This window comes from uncultured Stenotrophomonas sp. (genome assembly GCF_963519125.1).
Lineage (GTDB): Bacteria > Pseudomonadota > Gammaproteobacteria > Xanthomonadales > Xanthomonadaceae > Stenotrophomonas.
In genome coordinates this window covers 191,255-210,758 of sequence record NZ_CAUQLJ010000005.1, presented here as the reverse complement: position 1 = coordinate 210,758, position 19,504 = coordinate 191,255, and the positions used below count along the sequence as shown (strand labels likewise).

Below are 19,504 nucleotides of genomic sequence, written 5' to 3'. Positions count from 1 at the left end.
GCCCGTTGCCGGGCCGTCGGTTGCGTCACGCTACCTTGGCGCCTTCCAGGAAGTCCTGTGCGAAGCGCTGCAGCACGCCGCCGGCTTCGTAGATCGCTACTTCCTCGTCGCTGTCCAGGCGGCAGGTGACCGGCACGATCACGTCCTGACCGTCGCGGCGGTGGATGACCAGGGTCAGCTCGGCACGCGGGGTACGCTCGCCGATCACGTCAAAGGTCTCGGTGCCGTCGATGCCCAGGGTCAGGCGGGTGGTGCCCGGCTTGAACTCCAGCGGCAGCACGCCCATGCCGATCAGGTTGGTGCGGTGGATGCGTTCGAAGCCCTCGGCCACGATCGCCTCCACGCCGGCCAGACGCACGCCCTTGGCGGCCCAGTCACGCGAGCTGCCCTGGCCGTAGTCGGCACCGGCGATGATGATCAGCGGCTGCTTGCGGTCCATGTAGGTCTCGATCGCTTCCCACATGCGCATGACCTTGCCTTCCGGCTCCACGCGCGCCAGCGAGCCCTGCTTCACGCTGCCATCGTCGTTGCGCACCATCTCGTTGAACAGCTTCGGATTGGCGAACGTTGCGCGCTGCGCGGTCAGGTGGTCACCGCGGTGGGTCGCGTAGGAATTGAAGTCCTCTTCGGGCAAACCCATCTTCGCCAGGTATTCGCCGGCGGCGCTGGAGGCCATGATCGCGTTGGACGGCGACAGGTGGTCAGTGGTGATGTTGTCCGGCAGCACCGCCAGCACGCGCATCCCTGCCAGCGTGCGCTCACCGGCCAGTGCACCCTCCCAGTACGGCGGGCGGCGGATGTAGGTGCTCTGCGGGCGCCAGTCGTACAGCGGGCTGACCTGCGAGCTGTATTCCACACGCACGTTGAACATCGGGTTGTACACGCTGCGGAACTGCTCGGGCTTGACCGCCGCCTTCACCACCGCGTCGATCTCCGCATCGCTGGGCCAGATGTCCATCAGGCGCACCTCGTTGCCCTGCGCGTCCACGCCCAGGACGTCCTTTTCGATGTCGAAGCGCACCGTGCCGGCAATCGCATAGGCGATGACCAGTGGCGGCGAGGCGAGGAAGGCCTGCTTGGCATACGGGTGGATGCGGCCGTCGAAGTTGCGGTTGCCCGAGAGCACGGCGGTGGCATACAGGTCGCGGTCGATGATTTCCTGCTGGATCGCCGGGTCCAGCGCGCCACTCATGCCGTTGCAGGTGGTGCAGGCGAACGCGACGATGCCAAAGCCAAGCTTTTCCAGGTCGGGCAGCAGGCCGGCTTCTTCCAGGTACAGCTGCACGGCCTTGGAGCCCGGCGCCAGCGAGGACTTCACCCACGGCTTGCGCAGCAGCCCGCGCTCATTCGCCTTGCGCGCCAGCAGGCCGGCGGCGATCACGTTGCGTGGGTTGGAGGTATTGGTGCAACTGGTGATGGCAGCGATGATCACCGCGCCGTCCGGCATCAGGCCCTGGGCCTGTTCGGCCTTGCCCGCTTCCAGCTTGGCGGCGTCGGCAATGCCGCGTTCGGCCAGCGCGCTCACCGGCAGGCGGCGGTGCGGGTTGCTCGGGCCGGCCATGTTGCGCACCACGCTGGACAGATCGAAGCTCAACACGCGCGGGTACTGCGCGCTGACCAGATCGTCGGCCCACAGGCCGGTGGTGCGTGCATAGGTTTCCACCAGCGCCAGCTGCGTTTCCTCGCGGCCGGTCAGGCGCAGGTAGTCAATGGTCTGGCTGTCGATGTAGAACATCGCTGCCGTGGCGCCGTATTCGGGGCACATGTTGGAGATGGTGGCGCGGTCGCCGATGGTCAGCGCGGCGGCACCTTCGCCATAGAACTCCAGCCACGCACCGACCACGCGCTGCGCGCGCAGGAATTCGGTCAGGGCCAGCACCACGTCGGTGGCGGTGATGCCCGGCTGCGGCTTGCCGGTGAGCTCCACCCCCACGATGTCGGGCAGGCGCATCCACGACGCGCGGCCGAGCATGACGTTCTCGGCTTCCAGGCCGCCCACGCCGATGGCGATCACGCCCAGCGCGTCCACGTGGGGGGTATGGCTGTCGGTACCCACGCAGGTGTCCGGGAAGGCCACGCCGTCCTTGACGTAGATCACCGGCGACATTTTCTCCAGGTTGATCTGGTGCATGATCCCGTTGCCCGGCGGAATCACGTCCACGTTCTGGAAGGCCTGCTTGGTCCAGTCGATGAAGTGGAAGCGGTCCTCGTTGCGGCGGTCTTCGATGGCGCGGTTCTTCTCGAACGCCTGCGGGTCGTAGCCGCCGCATTCCACGGCCAGCGAGTGGTCCACGATCAGCTGCACCGGCACCACCGGATTGACCTTGGCCGGGTCGCCACCGCCGTCGGCGATGGCGTCGCGCAGGCCGGCCAGGTCGACCAGCGCGGTCTGGCCGAGGATGTCATGGCAGACCACCCGGGCCGGGAACCAGGGGAAATCGAGATCCTGGCGGCGCTCGATCAGCTGCCGCAGCGAGGCTTCAAGGGTGGCCGGGTCGCAGCGGCGCACCAGGTTTTCCGCCAGCACGCGCGAGACATACGGCAGCGTGGCATAGGCGCCGGGCTGGATCGCGTCGACCGCGGCCCGGGTATCGAAATAGTCCAGCGCGGTGCCGGGGAGGTTCTTGCGGTAATCAATGTTCATGGCTGGCGGTAGCTGCTCGTTGGCGGGCCTGGGCGGCAAGACCGCCAAGGCACCCCGCAGGGTGCCTTGGCGTTTGCATCACTTGCGTTCGTCGATCGGCACGAAGGCCTGGTCTTCCGGCCCGGTGTAGTTGGCGCTGGGGCGGATGATCTTGCCGTCGATGCGCTGTTCGATCACGTGCGCGCTCCAGCCGGAGGTGCGGGCGATCACGAACAGGGGGGTGAACATCGCGGTCGGCACGCCCATCATGTGGTAGCTCACCGCGCTGAACCAGTCCAGGTTCGGGAACATCTTCTTGATGTCCCACATCACCGACTCCAGGCGCTCGGCAATGTCGTACATCTTCAGGTTGCCCTGCTCGGCCGACAGCTCGCGGGCCACGTCCTTGATCACGTTGTTGCGCGGATCGCTGACCGTGTACACCGGATGGCCGAAGCCGATCACCACTTCCTTGCGCTCGACGCGGGCCTTGATGTCGGCCTCGGCCTCGTCCGGGGAGTCGTAGCGCTTCTGCACTTCGAACGCCACTTCATTGGCGCCACCGTGCTTGGGACCGCGCAGCGCGCCGATGCCACCGGTGATGCAGCTGTACATGTCGCTGCCGGTGCCGGCAATGACGCGGCAGGTGAAGGTGGAGGCGTTGAACTCGTGCTCGGCGTACAGGATCAGCGAGGTGTGCATCGCCTTCACCCACGACTGCTGCGGCGGCACGCCGTGCAGCAGGTGCAGGAAGTGGCCGCCGATGGAGTCGTCGTCGGTTTCCACGTCGATGGCGCGACCGTTGTGGCTCCAGTGGTACCAGTACAGCAGCATCGAACCCAGGCAGGCCATCAGCTTGTCGGCGATGTCGCGCGCGCCGGGGTGGTTGTGGTCGTCCTTCTCCGGCGACACGCAGCCGAGTACGGAGACGCCGGTGCGCATCACGTCCATCGGGTGCGCCGACGGCGGCAGCTCCTCCAGGGCGGCTTTGACCGCGGCGGGAATGCCGCGCAGCGACTTCAGCTTGGCCTTGTAGGCCGCCAGTTCGGCGCGGTTGGGCAGCTTGCCATGCACCAGCAGGTGGGCGATCTCCTCGAACTCGCTGGTGTTGGCCAGGTCCAGGATGTCGTAGCCACGGTAGTGCAGGTCGTTGCCACTACGGCCCACGCTGCACAGCGCGGTGTTGCCGGCAGCGGTGCCGGACAGGGCGACGGACTTCTTCGGCTTGAAGGTCGGGGTTGCGGTCGTATCGTTCATGTTTCCCTCCGAAAACTTGATGGTGCAGGGTACTGCTTATTTCTTGGCGGCGAACAGTGCATCGAGCTGCTGCTCGAACGCGTGGTAGCCGATGCGGTCGTAGAGTTCTTCGCGGGTCTGCATGGTCTCCACCACGTTGCGCTGGTGGCCATCGCGGCGCACCGCCTGGTAGACGTTCTCGGCCGCCTTGTTGGCCGCACGGAACGCCGACAGCGGGAACAGCTGGATGGCGACGCCGGCCGAAGCCAGCTCATCGCGGCTGAACAGCGGGGTGGCGCCGAACTCGGTGATGTTGGCCAGCACCGGCACCTTCACCGCGTCGACGAAGCGGCGGTAGGTCTCCAGGTCGTAGGCGGCCTCGGCAAAGATGCCATCGGCACCGGCCTCGACGCAGGCGATGGCGCGCTCGATGGCCTTGTCCACGCCGTCCACCTGGATGGCGTCGGTGCGCGCGATCAGGAAGAATTCCGGATCGGTCTTGGCATCGGCAGCCGCCTTCACGCGGTCGACCATTTCACCCTGCGAGACGATCTCCTTGCCCGGACGGTGACCGCAGCGCTTGGCGCCAACCTGGTCCTCGATGTGGCAGGCGGCCGCGCCGGCCTTGATCAGCGACTTCACGGTGCGCGCGATGTTGAACGCGCTCGGGCCGAAGCCGGTATCGATGTCGACCATCAGCGGCAGGTCGCAGACATCGGTGATGCGGCGCACGTCCACCAGCACATCTTCCAGGGTGTTGATACCCAGGTCCGGCAGGCCCAGCGAGCCCGCGGCCACACCGCCACCGGACAGATAGATGGCGCGGAAGCCGGCGCGCTTGGCCAGCAAGGCGTGGTTGGCGTTGATCGCGCCGATCACCTGCAACGGCGATTCGGCAGCCAGCGCCTCACGGAAGCGGGCACCGGCAGAGAAAGGAGTGGAAGCGGTCATGCGGCAATCCAGGTTGAGGTACGGAAAAGAAAGCGCAAGCACCATGCCAAGCTGCAAGCCGTTGATTTCACGGGCATGACTGCCATGCAGCTGTGAAACAAATGAAACATTGAAACAGATGTATCATGAAACACCCCGTCCCACGCACGCCGCCATGTATCTGCCCCGCTCGCCCCTGCGCCACGCCGATGCCGACCCCGGTCGCCCGGTGATCTGGACCGTCAGCGTTTCGCGGCTGACCGGTCTGCTCGGCGACGTCATTCCGGAGTTCGACCGCCGCGCGCGCATCGAACAGATCAACCTCGGTTTCGAGGAAGCCGTGGACGTGATCGGCCAGCGCCTGCGCCGCGAGCACTGCGACGTGGTCATCGCAGGCGGCTCCAACGCGGCCTGGCTGCGCGGCCGGCTGGAGCTGCCGCTGGTGCCGATCCAGGCCAACGGCTTCGACCTGATGGAAGCGCTGGCCCGGGCGCGGCGGATCGCGCCGCGGATCGGGCTGGTCACCCACGCCAGCGACGTGCCCAGCTTCAACAGCTTCCAGCACAGCTTCGGCCTGGACATCGAACACCGCCGCTTCGTCACCCGCGAAGACGCGCGCGACTGCATCGCCGACCTGCGCGCCAACGGCATCGAAGTGATCGTCGGCACCGGCATGGCCATCGACCATGCCGAGCAGGTCGGCCTGCCCGGGGTGCTGCTGTACTCGGCCGACTCGGTGCGACACGCGTTCGAGCATGCGCTGGAACTGACCCAGACCCTGGCCCGCTCCGGTGCGGCGCCTCCGCGCCGACGCGTTGCCGGCGCACGACGTGCGGAGCGCCCGCTGCTGCTGGGCGACAGCGCTGCCATGCAACAGGTGCGCGACCGCATCGCACTGTACGCCCCGCATGACAGCACCGTGCTGGTCACCGGCGCCACCGGTACCGGCAAGGAGCTGGTGGCGCGCCAGCTGCACGCGGCCAGCGGGCGCAACGGACGCTTCGTGGCGCTGAACTGCGGGGCGATCAGCGAATCGTTGCTGGAGGCGGAGCTGTTCGGCTACACCGAAGGCGCCTTCACCGGCGCGCGCCGCGGCGGACGGGTCGGCCTGGTCGAGGCGGCCGACGGCGGCACGTTGTTCCTGGACGAGATCGGCGAGCTGCCACTGCCACTGCAGACGCGGCTGCTGCGCGTGCTGGAGGAGCGCGAAGTGCTGCGCGTAGGCGCCACCGAACCCACCCCGGTCGACGTACGCGTGGTCGCGGCCACGTTGCAGATATTGGAGTCGCTGGTGCAGGCGCAACGCTTCCGCCGCGACCTCTATTACCGGCTGGCGGCATTGCGGATCGCGCTGCCCACCCTGCAGGAACGGCCACAGGACGTGCCCGTGCTGCTGGAGCACTTCTTCCAGCAGCTCGGCCAGCGTCCCTCGCCACTGGATGCGGACGCCACCCGGCGCCTCTGCGCATATGCCTGGCCGGGCAACGTACGTGAGCTGCGCAACCTGGTCGACCGGCTGCGCATCCATTGGCCACCGCAGGCCGGTGTGCTCGGATGGGCCCAGCTGCAGCCTTGGATGCCTGAGCTGCAGCAGACACTCCCCGCCGCCGCAGGTGCAGCCTCGGTCCCCGTCGCCATCGCCGCGCGACCTTCACCGGCCGTGCTGCAGCAGTGGCTGGACGAGCACCAGGGCAACCGCGAGCAGCTGGCGGCACGCCTGGGCGTGTCGCGCACAACCCTGTGGCGATGGCTGCGCGTCGCAGAGTGACGCGCAGGCTGCGCACCGTTGCTGGGACTGACACGCAGACCGGGCGCAATCCGACATTGCACCGGGAAAATTCTGAAACCCATTCGCGCCGTTTACGTTCTGCGACATGTTCATCATCGCGCATCCTGCAAGTGCAGGAACCGACAACAGGCGCGGTTACCCGGTTAACTTGAACAGAGCGGGCCTATCGCACTGAACGCGACATCAATGTCTGGATTGCGGTGATTTGTCTTGTTTTAAAGGCTCAGTCGCCGCACCGACCCCGCTTTCACCGATTGATTGAATTGATAGCACCATTCGCTATTGGCCTGCTGCGCGCAGCGAACCGGATTCATCAAGAAAAACCCCCAGTGAATTCTTTGCGAGAAGTGGAATGTGCAAGCCCCGGCGACACCGGTAGGTTCCGGAGCACACCGGCGGCCGTTCCTGCGCCGGTGAGACCTCCGCTCACCTTCACCAGGACATCCGCATGTTCCAAGCTTCCGCCAGGATCTTTCCCAGCTTCTTCGTCCGCGCTGCCCAGCTCATGCGTGGCCGCCGGGACTGCCCTATCCGGGTCCCGCCGCACGCGCCGCAGCGCATGCCGCTGACCGGAATCAGCAACCATGCTTCGCGGGCGCTGCCGGCGCCGGTACAGGTGAGCCGGATGCCGTCGTCGGCCGCCAATGCCGACCCGTCCGACGCGCTTCGCGCACCGGGACCGAACGAAGAGGCGCTGGAGATCCTCAGCAGCCAGATCCACCTGCTGCTCAGCCAGACCCGCGAGCATGCGCCTGCCCGCTTCGGCCGGGCACTGGACACGCTGGCGCTGGATCCGAAGCAGCCGCTGGTCCGGCGCCAGTGCAGCCTGCTGCTGCGTGCGATCAAGGAGCTTCCCCAGGGCGCCAAGGTCACTGAGCGGCAGAACAAGCTGCGCATGGCGCTCTACGACCTGACCCGCGCCGCGCGCGCCGAAGCGATGCTGCACGAACAGATCGCCCGGCATACCGAGCGCGAAAAGGCCAACGCGCTGCCCGGGTCCCAGCGCAGCGCCAGCACCGGCGGCATGTTCGGGGTCCGCTTCGGTCTGCCCGGCGCGGTCGATGCCGGGGCTGCACTGGGCGCGAGCAGGGACACCAGCATCGGCACCTTCGACGACCTCACCATCGGCACCGTACGCAGTGGCAGGGTCATGGCCGAAGCCACCGCGCAGGCGAAGGTGGTGCCGGGTGTCGGGGTGAGCGCCAGGCTCAGCGGGTACTCGAGCGAAGGCGATGCCGACATCTCGATGTCGATGCGCACCCGCGTGCTGCGCCTGGCCCACGCGTCGGTCGAACGCCGGTTGGGGGGCAACGCGCTGCAGCGCGCGTTCAACCGCGTCACCGAGCCGCGCCGGGACCGGTACGACGAGCGCACCAGCCGCGCGCTGGCGCTGCAATCCACGTTGCCGGTGCTGCTGGGCCAGCGGGCGGTGGCTCGCCCGCTGGCGTTCGGCAAGCGGGGACTGTTGATCAGCGCTGGCATGACCACCCACGGCGGCGCCCTGGACGCCGCTGCCAGCTACGGCGTGGGCCAGCTCGGCGCCAGTGGCACGCTGACCCGTACCGAGTTGCGCGCCGCGCTGCCGACGCGGCTGACCGAACTGGGCAACGACGGCCGGCCCGCCAGCAGGAACGCAGACATCCACGCGGCACTGGACGCCCGGCTGTCGCAACGCGTGGCCAGTGTGTTGGACGCGCGGCCTGCCGTGACACACGGGCAGCTGCCTGCACTGCATGCCGTGCGGGATCTGATGCGGGACCCGCGGGAGGCCGGAGGCATGGCCAGGCGGCTCGACGCGGTGGGCCACGTTCGCGCCGCCTTCGACCACCTGCAGGCGCTGGCCGACCTCTCGATCCGGGCGCCGGCGCACGCACGCGCACCGCTGGCCTCGCTGGCACGCGACTGGGGTGGCACCGGCACCGCGCTTGAGCCGGTGATGATCGGCATGCTGGACACCCTGGCCTGGCTGCAGGCGGCTCCGGAACCGGACGCTGGCCCGGCGCACGTGCAGTGGGCGCAGCTGCAGCGCAGCGTGCAGGCCGAAGCGCGGCGCATCCACGACACCACGATGCCGCACGACCGCGAGTGGATGAAGCGCGCGAGCCACGCGTTCCGCCAGCAGACCCAGCGCATCGCCAGCACCAGCGGGACCCTGTCGCTGTCTGCGGTGCTGCCGCTGTTCAGCGCCAGCGGTGCGGTGACGGTGGAGCGCCAGGTCCGCCAGGACCCGGATCCGTTGCGGGACGGCATGTACCTGCAGGTGACCTTTGCCGCAGAGCTCGCGCCGTCACTGGGCACGATCCTGTCCGAACTGGAGCGCCAGCTTCCGGCATGGGGCACCCTGCCACTGGACCAGGCGCAGGCGTTGATCGACCCGATCGGCGCCACCCTGGGCCTGGCCGGTGCCATGCGCTACAAACTCCGATTCTTCCGGCCGAGCTTCCAGAACGACCCGGATTTTCCGCGCGGGGCGTGCGGCAGCCATGTGTATTCGGCACGGCTGGAAGCCGAAACCTCGAAGGGCCTGGACGTCACCGTGCCGGTGCCGTTGGCACCCGGCGTGGCGCCGACGCTGACGCTGCAACACAGCCGCGCCAACACGACCACGCTGCTCGAGCGCCTTCCTTCCACCACCCTGACCAATACGTTGATGCGCTACCAGTCCGAGTGCTCGGCGACCACCCCGCGTGCCGATACCTGGGCCCGGATGCTCGCGCTGTATGGCGCCGACCTGGACACGCTGGCCGAAGCGCTGGTCGATTCGCGCTCCGTTCCCGCGCTGGAAGTGCGCTACTGGCTGCAGCGCGAGCCCGCCACCAGCACCGGCGCCACCACGACCCGGCGTGACGCGCCCGACACGTCGAGCCTGGATGCATTCAACCTGGAAGCCGACCGGGCGACCCGGCGCGACCAGCTGTTCGCACTGTTCGAGGCGGTCGGCGATATCACGGGCCGGCAGAAGGCGATGTCGGCGCTGATCGGCCCGCTGACGTTGCCCGTAGACGCCTGAGCACCCTTCACCGCGGTGCGCCCAGGTTGGCGCGCCGCGGTGGACGCACGGTCACGGGTACAGCAGGCGCTTGCTCCACTGGCCTGCCGCGTCGCGCTCATAGCACCAGCGCTCGTGCAGGCGGAACTGCGCGCCGTACCAGAATTCGATCCGGCGCGGCACCACGCGCAGTCCGCTCCAACCCTCGGGACGCGGCACCTCGCGCCCGGCAAAGCTGGATTCGGCGGTGGCAACGCGCGCATCGAATTCCTCGCGCGAAGCCAGCGTGCGCGACTGCAGCGACGCCCACGCGCCGATCTGGCTCAGGCGCGGGCGCGAGGCAAAGTAGGCGTCGGCCTCGGCGTCACTGACCTGTTCCACCCCCCCTTCGATGCGCACCTGGATGCCCGCCTCGCGCAGGCTGCGCCACAGGAACAGCAGCGCGGCATGCGGGTTGGCCTGCAGCTCGCGGCCCTTGTGGCTGTCCAGATGCGTGTAGAACACGAAGCCGCGCGCATCGAAGGCCTTCAACAGTACTGTGCGTGCCGATGGGAGGCCTGCAGCAGTGGCGGTGGCCACGGTCATCGCGTTGGGTTCAAGTTCGGCGCTGCCCTTGGCTTCTTCGAACAGCGCGGCGAAGGTGGACAGCGCTTCTGCGTAAAGATCGGTCATGGTCGGTATCTTGCGGCTCGGTTTGGGTTTATTGTCACCGCATGCACGTTGCAGCGCACATGTCCCGGAACAAGGAATTTCCCGATGCGCTGGTCGCGCTGGCACTGGAGGATGCGTTGGCGGTGGACGCAGGGGTTCCAGTATTGGCGATCAGCGGCCTGCAGGGCAGCGGCAAATCGACGCTGGCCGCGCAGGTGGTGGCACTGGCCGGACAGCGCGGCCTGCGCGCGGCCACGCTGTCCATCGACGATTTCTACCTGACCCGCGCGCAGCGCCAGCGACTGGCGCGCCACGTCCACCCGTTGCTGTTGACCCGCGGCCCGCCCGGCACCCACGACCTCGACCTGGCGCACGCCACGCTGGACGCAATCGCGGCGCGGCAACCGGTGGCCTTGCCGCGTTTCGACAAGCTGGCCGACGAACGCGCACCTGCGTCGCAGTGGCCGAAAGTGGAAGCGGGTCTTGACCTGCTGGTGTTCGAAGGCTGGTTCCTCGGTACGCCGGCGCAGCCCGCGCACGAACTGGAAGCGCCCCTCAATCCACTGGAACGCGAGGCCGACGCTGATGGTCGCTGGCGCCGCTGGTGCAACCAGGCCCTGGCGGACCACTACCCTGCCCTGTGGCAGCGCTGCCACCGGCTGTGGTTCCTGCAACCGCCGGATTTCGCCGTGGTACCGCGCTGGCGCTGGCAGCAGGAGCAGAACCTGCAGGCCGCGCACCCCGGGCGCAGCAGCATGAGCCGGGCCCAGCTGGACCGTTTCGTGCAGTACTACGAGCGGGTCAGCCGCCAGGCGCTGCGCACGTTGCCGGCGTTGGCCGACCGGGTGGTGGTGCTGGACGAACATCGTGGGATCGTGTCCGCGCCGGGCTGAGCGCGGCACGAGGGCACCGTTACTTGACCACGAAGGTCACGCGCAGGTTGACCCGCCACTCGGTGATGTTGCCCGAGCCGTCAGTGACCACCTTGGTTTCGCCGATCCAGGCGCCTTTGATCTCCTTCACTGTTTCGCCGATCTTCTGCAAGCCACTGCGGACCGCGTCTTCGACGCTGGTGGGAGACGCGGCAGTGATCTCGATGACTTTGGCGACTGACATGGACCTGCTCCGGTTGCGCGCGGGGGATTCCGCGCGGCCCACCATGGGGGTAAACGCGTAAAGGCGGCGACACGGGGGTGTTAGCATCACGGGTAATGAATCCCGCTCCGAACCTGATCCTGATTGGCCCCATGGGCGCCGGCAAGACCTGCATCGGGCGCCGCCTGGCCGAGCGCTTCACCCTGGACTTCGTGGACGCCGACCAGGCCATCGTGGAGGCGGCCGGGGCCAGCATTTCCACCATTTTCGAGCTCGCCGGCGAGGCCGGCTTCCGCCAGCACGAGCGCCAGGTGCTGCAGCAGCTGCTGGCCGGCCAGGGCCAGCTGGTGTCCACCGGCGGCGGCGCGGTGCTGGACCCGGACAACCGCGCGGCGATCGCCCGGCGCGGCTTCGTGGTCTACCTGCGGGTCAGCGTGGCCGCCCAGCTGGAGCGGCTGGCCCGCGACCGGACCCGGCCGCTGCTGCAGCGGCCCGACCGTGAGCAGGTACTACAGCAGATGGCCAGCGTGCGCGACCCGCTGTACCAGGGGCTGGCTGACCTGACCCTCGACACCGATCTGTACACGCCGGGCGAGGCCACCGCGCAGCTGGTGCTGCGCCTGGCCACGCACTGGCAGCGACTGGAACCCACCGCATGACCGCTTCGCCCCGCACCGTCGCCGTAGGCGGCGACACCCCCTACACCATCCATATCGGCCCGGGCCTGCTCGGACAGGGCGCGCTGCTGGCCAAGCACGTGCGCGGCCGCCACGTGCTGCTGCTCAGCGACTCGTCGGTGGCGCCGTTGTACCTGGCCGGCGTCAAGCAGGCGCTGCAGGCCGAACGCCCGGACCTGATCATCGGCGAAGTGGTGCTGCCGGCCGGCGAGGCGTCCAAGACCCTGGCCAACTTCGGCGCGGCGATCACCGCGCTGGCGGCGCTGGGTGCCACCCGCGATGCCTGCGTGATGGCCCTCGGCGGCGGCGTGGCCGGCGACCTCGCCGGTTTTGCGGCCGCCTGCTGGATGCGGGGCGTGGACTGCGTGCAGTTGCCCACCTCGCTGCTGGCGATGGTGGATTCTTCGGTCGGCGGCAAGACCGCCGTCGATATTCCCGAAGGCAAGAACCTGGTCGGAGCGTTCCACCCGCCGCGCGCGGTGATCGCCGACACCGCCGCGCTGCGCACGCTGCCGCCGCGCGAACTGCGCGCCGGCCTGGCCGAAGTCATCAAGTACGGCGCGATCCGCGACCCGCTGTTCTTCCAGTGGCTGCAGGCCGAGCATGCCGCGCTGCTGGCCGGCGACGACGCCGCATTGGCCCAGGCGATCGCCCGCAGCTGCGAACACAAGGCCGAGATCGTGGCGCGCGATCCGCTGGAACGGGGCGAGCGCGCCCTGCTGAACCTGGGCCACACGTTTGGCCATGCGATCGAGACCGAACAGGGCTACGGTGCGCCGGGCAACGACAACCTCAACCATGGCGAAGCCGTGGCGGTGGGCATGGTGCTGGCCGCGCGGCTGTCGGTGGAGCTGGGCATGAGCCATCCCGATGACACCGCGCGCCTGCGCGACCTGCTGCTGCGCTATGAGCTGCCGGTCGAGATTCCCGCCGGGCTGGATCCCGAGGCGTTGCTGGCGCGGATGCGGCTGGACAAGAAGAACGTGGCGGGCCGCCTGCGCCTGGTGCTGTGGCAGGGCATCGGCCGTGCCGAAGTGGTGGGCGACGTCGACGAAGCCGACGTGCTGCGGGTGCTCCGGACCGGCTGAGCAGATGCAGTGACGGCCGCGTTCCCGGTTCGCGGCTACAATCGTGCCCATGCACGTTTTCCTGCAGCACACCCCGGTCGGTACCGAGCGGGCCCACTATCTCGAGCTCACGCTGGTGCCGGACCTGTTCGGCAACTGGGAGTTGCTGCTCCAGTCAGGCCCGGTCGGGGGGCGCGCGCGACTGCGTCGCCAGCAGTACGACACCCGGGCCGAAGCCCAGGCCGCCTTCGACAAGGCACGCGACGCCGAGCTGCGGCGCGGCTACCAGATCATCGAACGTTGATACCAAGGATGCACCCCGTGACCGACCCTTCCCGCCACGATCGCCTGCTGCGCGCCCTGCGCCGCGAACCGGTGGACTGCACTCCCGTCTGGCTGATGCGCCAGGCCGGCCGCTACCTGCCGGAGTACCGGGCGACGCGGGCCAAGGCCGGCAGCTTCCTGGCGATGGCCAAGAACCCGGACATCGCCTGCGAAGTGACCCTGCAACCGCTGCGCCGTTTCGACCTGGACGCGGCGATCCTGTTCTCGGACATCCTGACCATTCCCGATGCGATGGGCCTGGAGCTGTACTTCGTCGAAGGCGAAGGCCCGAAGTTCCGGCACCCGGTGCGCGACGCTGCGGCGATCGCCAAGCTGGCGGTGCCGGACATGGAAACCGAGCTGCGCTACGTGATGGATGCGGTACGCGTGATCCGCCGCGAACTGGACGGCCGGGTGCCGCTGATCGGCTTCTCGGGGAGCCCGTGGACGCTGGCCTGCTACATGGTGGAAGGCGGCGGCAGCAAGGACTTCGCGCGGATCAAGGCGATGGCGCTGAAAGAGCCGGCTGCGCTGCACCAGCTGCTGTCGGTGGTGACCGACGCGGTGGTGGCTTACCTGGCCGCGCAGCGCGCCGCCGGTGCGCAGGTGCTGCAGGTGTTCGACACCTGGGGCGGCGTGCTCAGCCCGGCGATGTACCGCGAGTTCTCGCTGCGGTACCTCACCCGTATCGCGCGCGAACTGGAACGCGGCGACGGCGATCAGCGCACCCCGCTGATCCTGTTCGGCAAGGGCACCGGGCTGCACCTGGGCGACCTGGCCGACACCGGCGCCGACGCGCTGGGCGTGGACTGGACGCTGGACCTGGCCGATGCAGTGGCCCGCACCGGCGGCCGCGTCGCACTGCAGGGCAACCTGGATCCGGCGACGCTGTATGGCAATCCGGAAGCCATTGAACGTGCCGCCGGGCAGGTGCTGGACAGCTATGCGCGCGGCAACGGGGGTTCACGCGAAGGCCATGTGTTCAACCTTGGGCATGGCATGTCGCCGGACATGAATCCCGAGCATGTGCAGGTGCTGGTGGAGGCAGTGCACCGCCTCAGCCAGCGCTGAGGTACGCGGGATGACGACGCCCAGCTACGCCTCGTTCCGGCCGCTGTTGTGGCTGGTGTCGCTGGCGATCTTCATGCAGATGCTGGACTCGACCATCGTCAACACCGCGCTGCCGGCGATGGCGCGCAGCCTGGGCGAAAGCCCGCTGCAGATGCAGTCGGTGGTGTTCAGCTACGCGCTGGCGGTGGCCACCTTCATTCCGGCCTCGGGCTGGATCGCCGACCGCTTCGGGACCCGCCGCACCTTCCTGGCTGCGATCATCCTGTTCACCCTGGGCTCGCTGGCCTGCGCGCTGGCCCAGACCCTGCACCAGCTGGTGGCCGCGCGGGTGCTGCAGGGCGTGGGCGGTGCCATGCTGCTGCCGGTCGGTCGACTGGCAGTGATGCGTTCGGTGTCGCGCGAACAGTTCCTGCGCGCGATGAGCTTCATCGCCATTCCCGCGCTGGTCGGCCCGTTGATCGGCCCGACCCTGGGCGGCTGGTTGGTGGAAGTGGCGTCCTGGCACTGGGTGTTCCTGATCAACCTTCCCATCGGCGTGATCGGCTACATCGCCGCGCTCAAGGTGATGCCCGACCATTACGCCGAGCATCGCACCCGCTTCGATATCGCCGGTTACCTGATGCTTGCCTTCGGCATGGTGGTGCTGTCGCTGGCGCTGGACGGCATTTCCGGCATGGGCACGCCGCATGCACTGGTGATGTTGATGACCGTGGCCGGACTGGCCGCGCTGGTGGGCTACTGGCTGCATGCGGCCAACTCGACCGCGCCATTGTTCTCGCTGGCGCTGTTCCACGTACCCAGCTACCGCATCGGCATCCTCGGCAACCTGTTCTCACGCATCGGCAGCAGCGCGATGCCGCTGCTGATTCCGCTGCTGCTGCAGGTGGGCATGGGAATGAGCCCAATGAACGCCGGCCTGTTGATGATTCCGGTCGCCGCAGCCGGCATGCTGTCCAAGCGCTATGCGGTCAAGCTGGTGGAACGCTTCGGGTACCGCCGCGTACTGATGGTCAACACGGTGCTGGTGGGCATTGCCATGGCCAGTTTCATCTTCATGGTGCCGGGCCAGCCGATGTGGTTGCGCGTGGTGCAGCTGGCGCTGTTCGGCGCGGTCAACTCGCTGCAGTTCACCGTGATGAACACCGTGACCCTGCGCGATCTGGACCGCGACTTCGCCAGTTCCGGCAACAGCCTGCTGTCGATGGTGATGATGCTGGCCACCGGCTTCGGCGCGGCGGCCGCCGGCAGCCTGCTGGCCGCGTTCGGTCACCTCGACGCGCTGCACGGTGCCACCGCGGCCCTGCACGCCACCTTCGTCTGCGTCGGCGCGATCACCCTCACCTCCACCGTGATCTTCTGGCAGCTGCCCGACACCCGTCCGTCACCGAGGGATGTGGAAGAAGTGGCCGAATAGGCCACTTCGTAGCAGCGGGCCTCTGGCCCGATGACCTTATGGCGGACCAACGGTCCGCTGCTTTCAACGCGACAGCAACACCCGCGCGATCGCCTGCTCAAGCAGGTCACCGGTCACCGGCTTGCGCAGGAAGCCCTGGAATCCGGCCTGGCGTACCTGTTCCTCGATGCCCGGGTCGGTCCGCGCGGTCACCGCCAGCAGCGGCATCGCATAGCCCTGGTTGCGCAGGTGCCCGGCCAGTTCCATGCCGCCCAGGCCGGGCAGGTCCAGGTCGAGCAGCACCACGTCGAACGTGGTGTCGCTGACTTCACGCAGGGCCGCCAACGCGTGCCCGGCATGCACCACCTGGTGCCCGCGTGCGCCGAGCAGACCAACAATCACATCGGCCACGGTGCTGTCGTCCTCCACCAGCAGCAGACACAGCGGCGGCAACGCCTGGCCGTCGGTCGCCCCTGCACCGCCGGCCGTGGCATCGGCCAGCTGCAGCGGCAACGGCAGGGTCACGCTGAAGCGCGTTCCCACCCCGAGCTGGCTTTCCACCCCGATCTGACCCTGCATGGCCAGCGCCAGTTCGCGGCAGATCGCCAGGCCCAGGCCGCTGCCGCCGTACTGCGCGGCGGTGCGCGCGCCATCGGCCTGTTCGAACCGGCGGAACAGGCGCTGCTGCTGGTCGCTGCTGATGCCCGGGCCGGTGTCGGAGACTTCGAAGTACAGGCCACGGTCCGGCGCCAGCGCGCGCACCTTGAGCCGCACTTCGCCCTGGCTGGTGAACTTCACCGCATTGCCGAGCAGGTTGAGCAGGATCTGGCGCAGCCGCACCGCGTCGCCCACGCTGCACAGCCCCGCCGGCAGGTCGTTGTCGACCACGAACCTCAGGCCCTTCTGTTCGGCCAGTGCCGCCATCAGCGTGCACACATCTTCGATCACGCCCTGCAGCGCGAACGGTTGGCTCTGCAGCTGCAGCCGTCCCGACTCGATGCGCGCCAGGTCCAGCGCATCATTGACCAGGTGCAGCAGGTGCTCGCCGGCGTGGCGGATCGACTCGGTGTAGCTGCGCTGCTGCGGGCTCAGGGGTGAGCCGAGCAGCAACTCGCTCATGCCCAGCACCCCGGTCATCGGCGTGCGCACTTCATGGCCCAGGTTGGCCAGGAACCGGGTCTTGGCCGCCGAGGCCTGTTCGGCCAGTTCCTGCTTGTGCAGGGCCAGCTGGTAGGCGTGCCTTCGCTGCACGCGGCGCCGGTACAGCCAGGCGAACAGGCTCATCAGCAGCAGCGCGATCGAGGCCATCACCAACAGGCCGGACACGCTGCGCCACCACGGTGGCTGCACGCGGAACTCCAGCACCTGGACCCGCGACCAGACCAGGTCGGCCGAGCGCGCCTGCACTTCCAGCCGGTAACGCCCCGGCGGCAACCGCGAGAACACGCGTTCGCCGCCCGGGCCCACCTCCACCCAGTCCGGGTCATAGCCGGCCAGGCGGTAGCGGTAACTGTTGGACGAGGAATCGGCAAACGACAGCAGCCGCGCCACGATCCGCAGGTCGCGGTCGGCGTCGGCGATTTCCAGCGGTTCCAGGTGGGTCAGGTCGAGCATCTGGTCGCCCCGCCGAACTTCAACCCGTTCGATCACCAGCGGCGCGCGCCGCGTCGCCGGGCGCACCTGGTCCGGATCGAACAGCACCACGCCGGCCGGAGTGCCGCCGGCGATGTGCCCGCTGGCGGTGCGCACCAGCGTGCCGCGACGGAACTCCTGGCTGGGCAGGCCATCGCGCACGCCGTACTGGCGCACGCTGCCCTGTGCGGCATCGACGCGGATCAGTCCGCGAGCGCTGGCCGCCCAGACGATGTCCTGCGCGTCGACCACCAGCCCGGTGGCCGACAACTGCGGGTAGCCCACGTCCGCGCCCACCTGCGCTTCGCGCTCCATCCGTTCGCCGCTCCAGCGGTAGCGGGACAGCTGCCCTTCCTCCGACACCCAGATGCTGCCGTCATTGGCGCGGGCCAACGCGTGGATGCCGGCGGAGGTTCCCCCTTCCACCGGCTCGAACCGCGCACGCGCCGGCACCCACTGCAACAGCCCCTGGCTGGTCCCCACCCACAGGTGGTCCTGCGGCCCGCACAACAGGTCCTGGACCAACTGCCCGGCGGCCAGTCCGCGCGTCCCGGCCAGCACCTGCTGCAGGACCCGGCCGTCGGTGTCGCGCTGCTGCAGTCCGCCCGACGCGGAACTCCAGATCCGGTCGCCGTCGCACAACGCCAGCGTCTCCACCGTACCGTCCAGGGCGGCATCGGTCGGCGCGTCATGGCCCCAGCGTTGCAACGCACCGCTGCGCGGGTCGTAGCGCAGCAGCGCCTCATCCGAGCCGATCCAGACCTGGCCACGCCGATCCTCCAGCACAGACTGCAGCCACTTGCTGCCGTTGACCCAGGTGCGATGCTGCTCGACGGTGCCGGACACAGGGTCGAAACGGTCCAGCGCACCATGCGTGCCGACGGCCCAGACGCCCCCGTTGGCCGAGGCCGCCATGCCCAGCACATAGCCATTGCGCAACGAGGCGGGGTCGTCCTCCAGGCGCGACAGCACCGAGAACTGCCACCATCGCGGCAGCAGGTGCCACAGCCCGCTGTTGCTGCTGGCCAGCCAGATGCCGCCTTCGCGGTCCTCGTAACCGCCGGTCCAGTTGGGCCGCACCTGGCCACGCGCCACCGCGCTGTACAGCGGCACCTGCTGGAAGCGGCCCTGGTAGACACGGCCGAGCCCGGACAGGGTGTCGAGCCAGTAACCGCCCTGTTCGTCGCGCAGCATCATGCCCAGCACCTGGTCGCCTGGCTCCACCTTCCAGGGCGCCGGCTCGAAGCTGCCATCGGGGCGGCGCACCACGGTGCCAGCAACGGTACTGATCCACAGGCTGCCATCCAGCTCGGCGGTCAGCCCGTTGATGAAGGCGGTGGGCAGCCTGGACGCGGGAACACGTTCGAAATCACGTCCGGTCCAGCGTGCGAGACCGGCCTTGGTGCCCACCCACAGGCTGCCGTCGCGGGTGGTTGCCATGTGCGTCACCGACGCGGCCGGCAGGCTCCGTTTGTTGCCGGGTTCGGGCATGAAACGGGTGATCACCCCGTTGCGGTCGAGCCGGTGCAGGCCGCCCTCGTAGGTCCCGAACCAGAGCGCCCCGTCGCCGGTGGAAGCCAGGCTCCAGACGGTGTTGCTGCCGATGACCGGGTTGCTGCGGCGGTCGAAGAAGCGAAGCTCGCGGCGGTCGGCGGACATCATCGCCACACCCGCATTTTCGGTGCCGATCCATAACTGGTTGCGCGCATCCACGTGCACGCTCCAGATCATGTTGTCGCGCAGCCCGTCTTCGGCGCGCCAGACCCGATAGTTGCGGCCGTCGAAGCGCGCCAGGCCATCATTGGTGGCCAACCACAGGTACCCGTAGCCGTCCTCGGCCATCCGGTTGACCGTGTTCGAGGGCAGGCCGTCGAACACGGTCAGCTGCCGCGGCGTGGGCGGGATCGGCTGCGCCACGGCGAGCAACGGCCACAGCAACAGCAGTCCCAGCAGGAGCAGCCAACGCGTAGGCACCACCAAATGGATCTCCTGGAACGGACCGGGCATGATCTGACGCAATCGGCCCG

The 19,504-nt window shown here is 68.6% G+C and carries 14 protein-coding genes; 8 read left to right on the top strand and 6 right to left on the bottom strand.

What is annotated here, in order from left to right:
* Window positions 1-25 precede the first annotated feature (25 nt).
* The 3 genes from acnD to prpB all read right to left on the bottom strand — a co-directional run bounded on the left by acnD (window position 26) and on the right by prpB (window position 4,810).
* Window positions 26-2,644 (bottom strand): Fe/S-dependent 2-methylisocitrate dehydratase AcnD, encoded by a 2,619-nt coding sequence (gene acnD, locus RYM47_RS06330; RefSeq protein WP_315386689.1) that lies wholly within the window; start codon window positions 2,642-2,644, stop codon window positions 26-28.
* A 78-nt stretch (window positions 2,645-2,722) separates the two neighbouring features.
* Complete coding sequence (gene prpC, locus RYM47_RS06325; RefSeq protein WP_315386688.1) at window positions 2,723-3,880, bottom strand: 2-methylcitrate synthase; 1,158 nt, start codon at window positions 3,878-3,880, stop codon at window positions 2,723-2,725.
* 36 nt (window positions 3,881-3,916) lie between these two features.
* On the bottom strand, window positions 3,917-4,810 hold the full coding sequence (gene prpB, locus RYM47_RS06320; RefSeq protein WP_054172333.1) for a methylisocitrate lyase: 894 nt from the start codon (window positions 4,808-4,810) through the stop codon (window positions 3,917-3,919).
* Window positions 4,811-4,964: 154 nt separating this feature from the next.
* Between prpB and prpR the strand changes: the two genes are divergently transcribed.
* Complete coding sequence (prpR, locus tag RYM47_RS06315; protein WP_315386687.1) at window positions 4,965-6,557, top strand: propionate catabolism operon regulatory protein PrpR; 1,593 nt, start codon at window positions 4,965-4,967, stop codon at window positions 6,555-6,557.
* A 469-nt stretch (window positions 6,558-7,026) separates the two neighbouring features.
* Window positions 7,027-9,588, top strand: coding sequence for a hypothetical protein (locus tag RYM47_RS06310; RefSeq protein WP_315386686.1), 2,562 nt, complete (start codon window positions 7,027-7,029; stop codon window positions 9,586-9,588).
* A 51-nt stretch (window positions 9,589-9,639) separates the two neighbouring features.
* Here the strand turns inward: RYM47_RS06310 and pdxH are convergent, their stop codons facing one another.
* Entirely contained in the window at window positions 9,640-10,239 is a 600-nt protein-coding gene (gene pdxH, locus RYM47_RS06305; RefSeq protein WP_315386685.1) for a pyridoxamine 5'-phosphate oxidase, read from the bottom strand.
* Between the two features lie 59 nt (window positions 10,240-10,298).
* Here pdxH and RYM47_RS06300 point away from each other — a divergent pair, with 59 nt between their 5' ends.
* A complete protein-coding gene (locus RYM47_RS06300) occupies window positions 10,299-11,111 on the top strand; it encodes a kinase (protein ID WP_315386684.1) in 813 nt (270 codons plus the stop codon).
* A gap of 19 nt (window positions 11,112-11,130) precedes the next feature.
* Here the strand turns inward: RYM47_RS06300 and RYM47_RS06295 are convergent, their stop codons facing one another.
* Entirely contained in the window at window positions 11,131-11,334 is a 204-nt protein-coding gene (locus RYM47_RS06295; RefSeq protein ID WP_315386683.1) for a dodecin family protein, read from the bottom strand.
* A gap of 95 nt (window positions 11,335-11,429) precedes the next feature.
* Here RYM47_RS06295 and RYM47_RS06290 point away from each other — a divergent pair, with 95 nt between their 5' ends.
* The 5 genes from RYM47_RS06290 to mdtD are packed head-to-tail and all read left to right on the top strand — an operon-like array spanning window position 11,430 to window position 15,866.
* On the top strand, window positions 11,430-11,972 hold the full coding sequence (locus RYM47_RS06290; protein ID WP_315386682.1) for a shikimate kinase: 543 nt from the start codon (window positions 11,430-11,432) through the stop codon (window positions 11,970-11,972).
* Window positions 11,969-13,078: a 3-dehydroquinate synthase gene (gene aroB, locus RYM47_RS06285; RefSeq protein ID WP_315386681.1), complete on the top strand. Its 1,110-nt coding sequence runs from the start codon at window positions 11,969-11,971 to the stop codon at window positions 13,076-13,078. The genes RYM47_RS06290 and aroB overlap by 4 nt, the downstream gene beginning before the upstream one ends.
* A 49-nt stretch (window positions 13,079-13,127) precedes the next feature.
* A complete protein-coding gene (locus RYM47_RS06280; RefSeq protein WP_315386680.1) occupies window positions 13,128-13,361 on the top strand; it encodes a WGR domain-containing protein in 234 nt (77 codons plus the stop codon).
* An 8-nt stretch (window positions 13,362-13,369) separates the two neighbouring features.
* Window positions 13,370-14,452 carry a uroporphyrinogen decarboxylase gene (gene hemE, locus RYM47_RS06275; protein ID WP_315386679.1) on the top strand — a complete coding sequence of 361 codons (1,083 nt, stop codon included), beginning with the start codon at window positions 13,370-13,372 and terminating at the stop codon, window positions 14,450-14,452.
* A gap of 10 nt (window positions 14,453-14,462) precedes the next feature.
* Window positions 14,463-15,866 (top strand): multidrug transporter subunit MdtD, encoded by a 1,404-nt coding sequence (gene mdtD, locus RYM47_RS06270; protein ID WP_315386678.1) that lies wholly within the window; start codon window positions 14,463-14,465, stop codon window positions 15,864-15,866.
* Window positions 15,867-15,929: 63 nt separating this feature from the next.
* Here mdtD and RYM47_RS06265 read toward each other — a convergent pair whose 3' ends face one another.
* Window positions 15,930-19,484, bottom strand: a complete 3,555-nt coding sequence (locus tag RYM47_RS06265; RefSeq protein WP_315386677.1) for a two-component regulator propeller domain-containing protein — start codon at window positions 19,482-19,484, stop codon at window positions 15,930-15,932.
* Window positions 19,485-19,504 lie beyond the last annotated feature (20 nt).

Bases quoted from the DNA above. Each gene is read 5' to 3' on its own strand.
- RYM47_RS06310 (WP_315386686.1), top strand. From the start codon at position 7,027: ATGTTCCAAGCTTCCGCCAGGATCTTTCCCAGCTTCTTCGTCCGCGCT.
- acnD (WP_315386689.1), bottom strand. From the start codon at position 2,644: ATGAACATTGATTACCGCAAGAACCTCCCCGGCACCGCGCTGGACTAT.
- RYM47_RS06280 (WP_315386680.1), top strand. From the start codon at position 13,128: ATGCACGTTTTCCTGCAGCACACCCCGGTCGGTACCGAGCGGGCCCAC.
- prpR (WP_315386687.1), top strand. From the start codon at position 4,965: ATGTATCTGCCCCGCTCGCCCCTGCGCCACGCCGATGCCGACCCCGGT.
- RYM47_RS06290 (WP_315386682.1), top strand. From the start codon at position 11,430: ATGAATCCCGCTCCGAACCTGATCCTGATTGGCCCCATGGGCGCCGGC.
- prpC (WP_315386688.1), bottom strand. From the start codon at position 3,880: ATGAACGATACGACCGCAACCCCGACCTTCAAGCCGAAGAAGTCCGTC.
- mdtD (WP_315386678.1), top strand. From the start codon at position 14,463: ATGACGACGCCCAGCTACGCCTCGTTCCGGCCGCTGTTGTGGCTGGTG.
- hemE (WP_315386679.1), top strand. From the start codon at position 13,370: ATGCACCCCGTGACCGACCCTTCCCGCCACGATCGCCTGCTGCGCGCC.
- RYM47_RS06295 (WP_315386683.1), bottom strand. From the start codon at position 11,334: ATGTCAGTCGCCAAAGTCATCGAGATCACTGCCGCGTCTCCCACCAGC.
- aroB (WP_315386681.1), top strand. From the start codon at position 11,969: ATGACCGCTTCGCCCCGCACCGTCGCCGTAGGCGGCGACACCCCCTAC.
- RYM47_RS06300 (WP_315386684.1), top strand. From the start codon at position 10,299: ATGTCCCGGAACAAGGAATTTCCCGATGCGCTGGTCGCGCTGGCACTG.
- RYM47_RS06265 (WP_315386677.1), bottom strand. From the start codon at position 19,484: ATGCCCGGTCCGTTCCAGGAGATCCATTTGGTGGTGCCTACGCGTTGG.
- pdxH (WP_315386685.1), bottom strand. From the start codon at position 10,239: ATGACCGATCTTTACGCAGAAGCGCTGTCCACCTTCGCCGCGCTGTTC.
- prpB (WP_054172333.1), bottom strand. From the start codon at position 4,810: ATGACCGCTTCCACTCCTTTCTCTGCCGGTGCCCGCTTCCGTGAGGCG.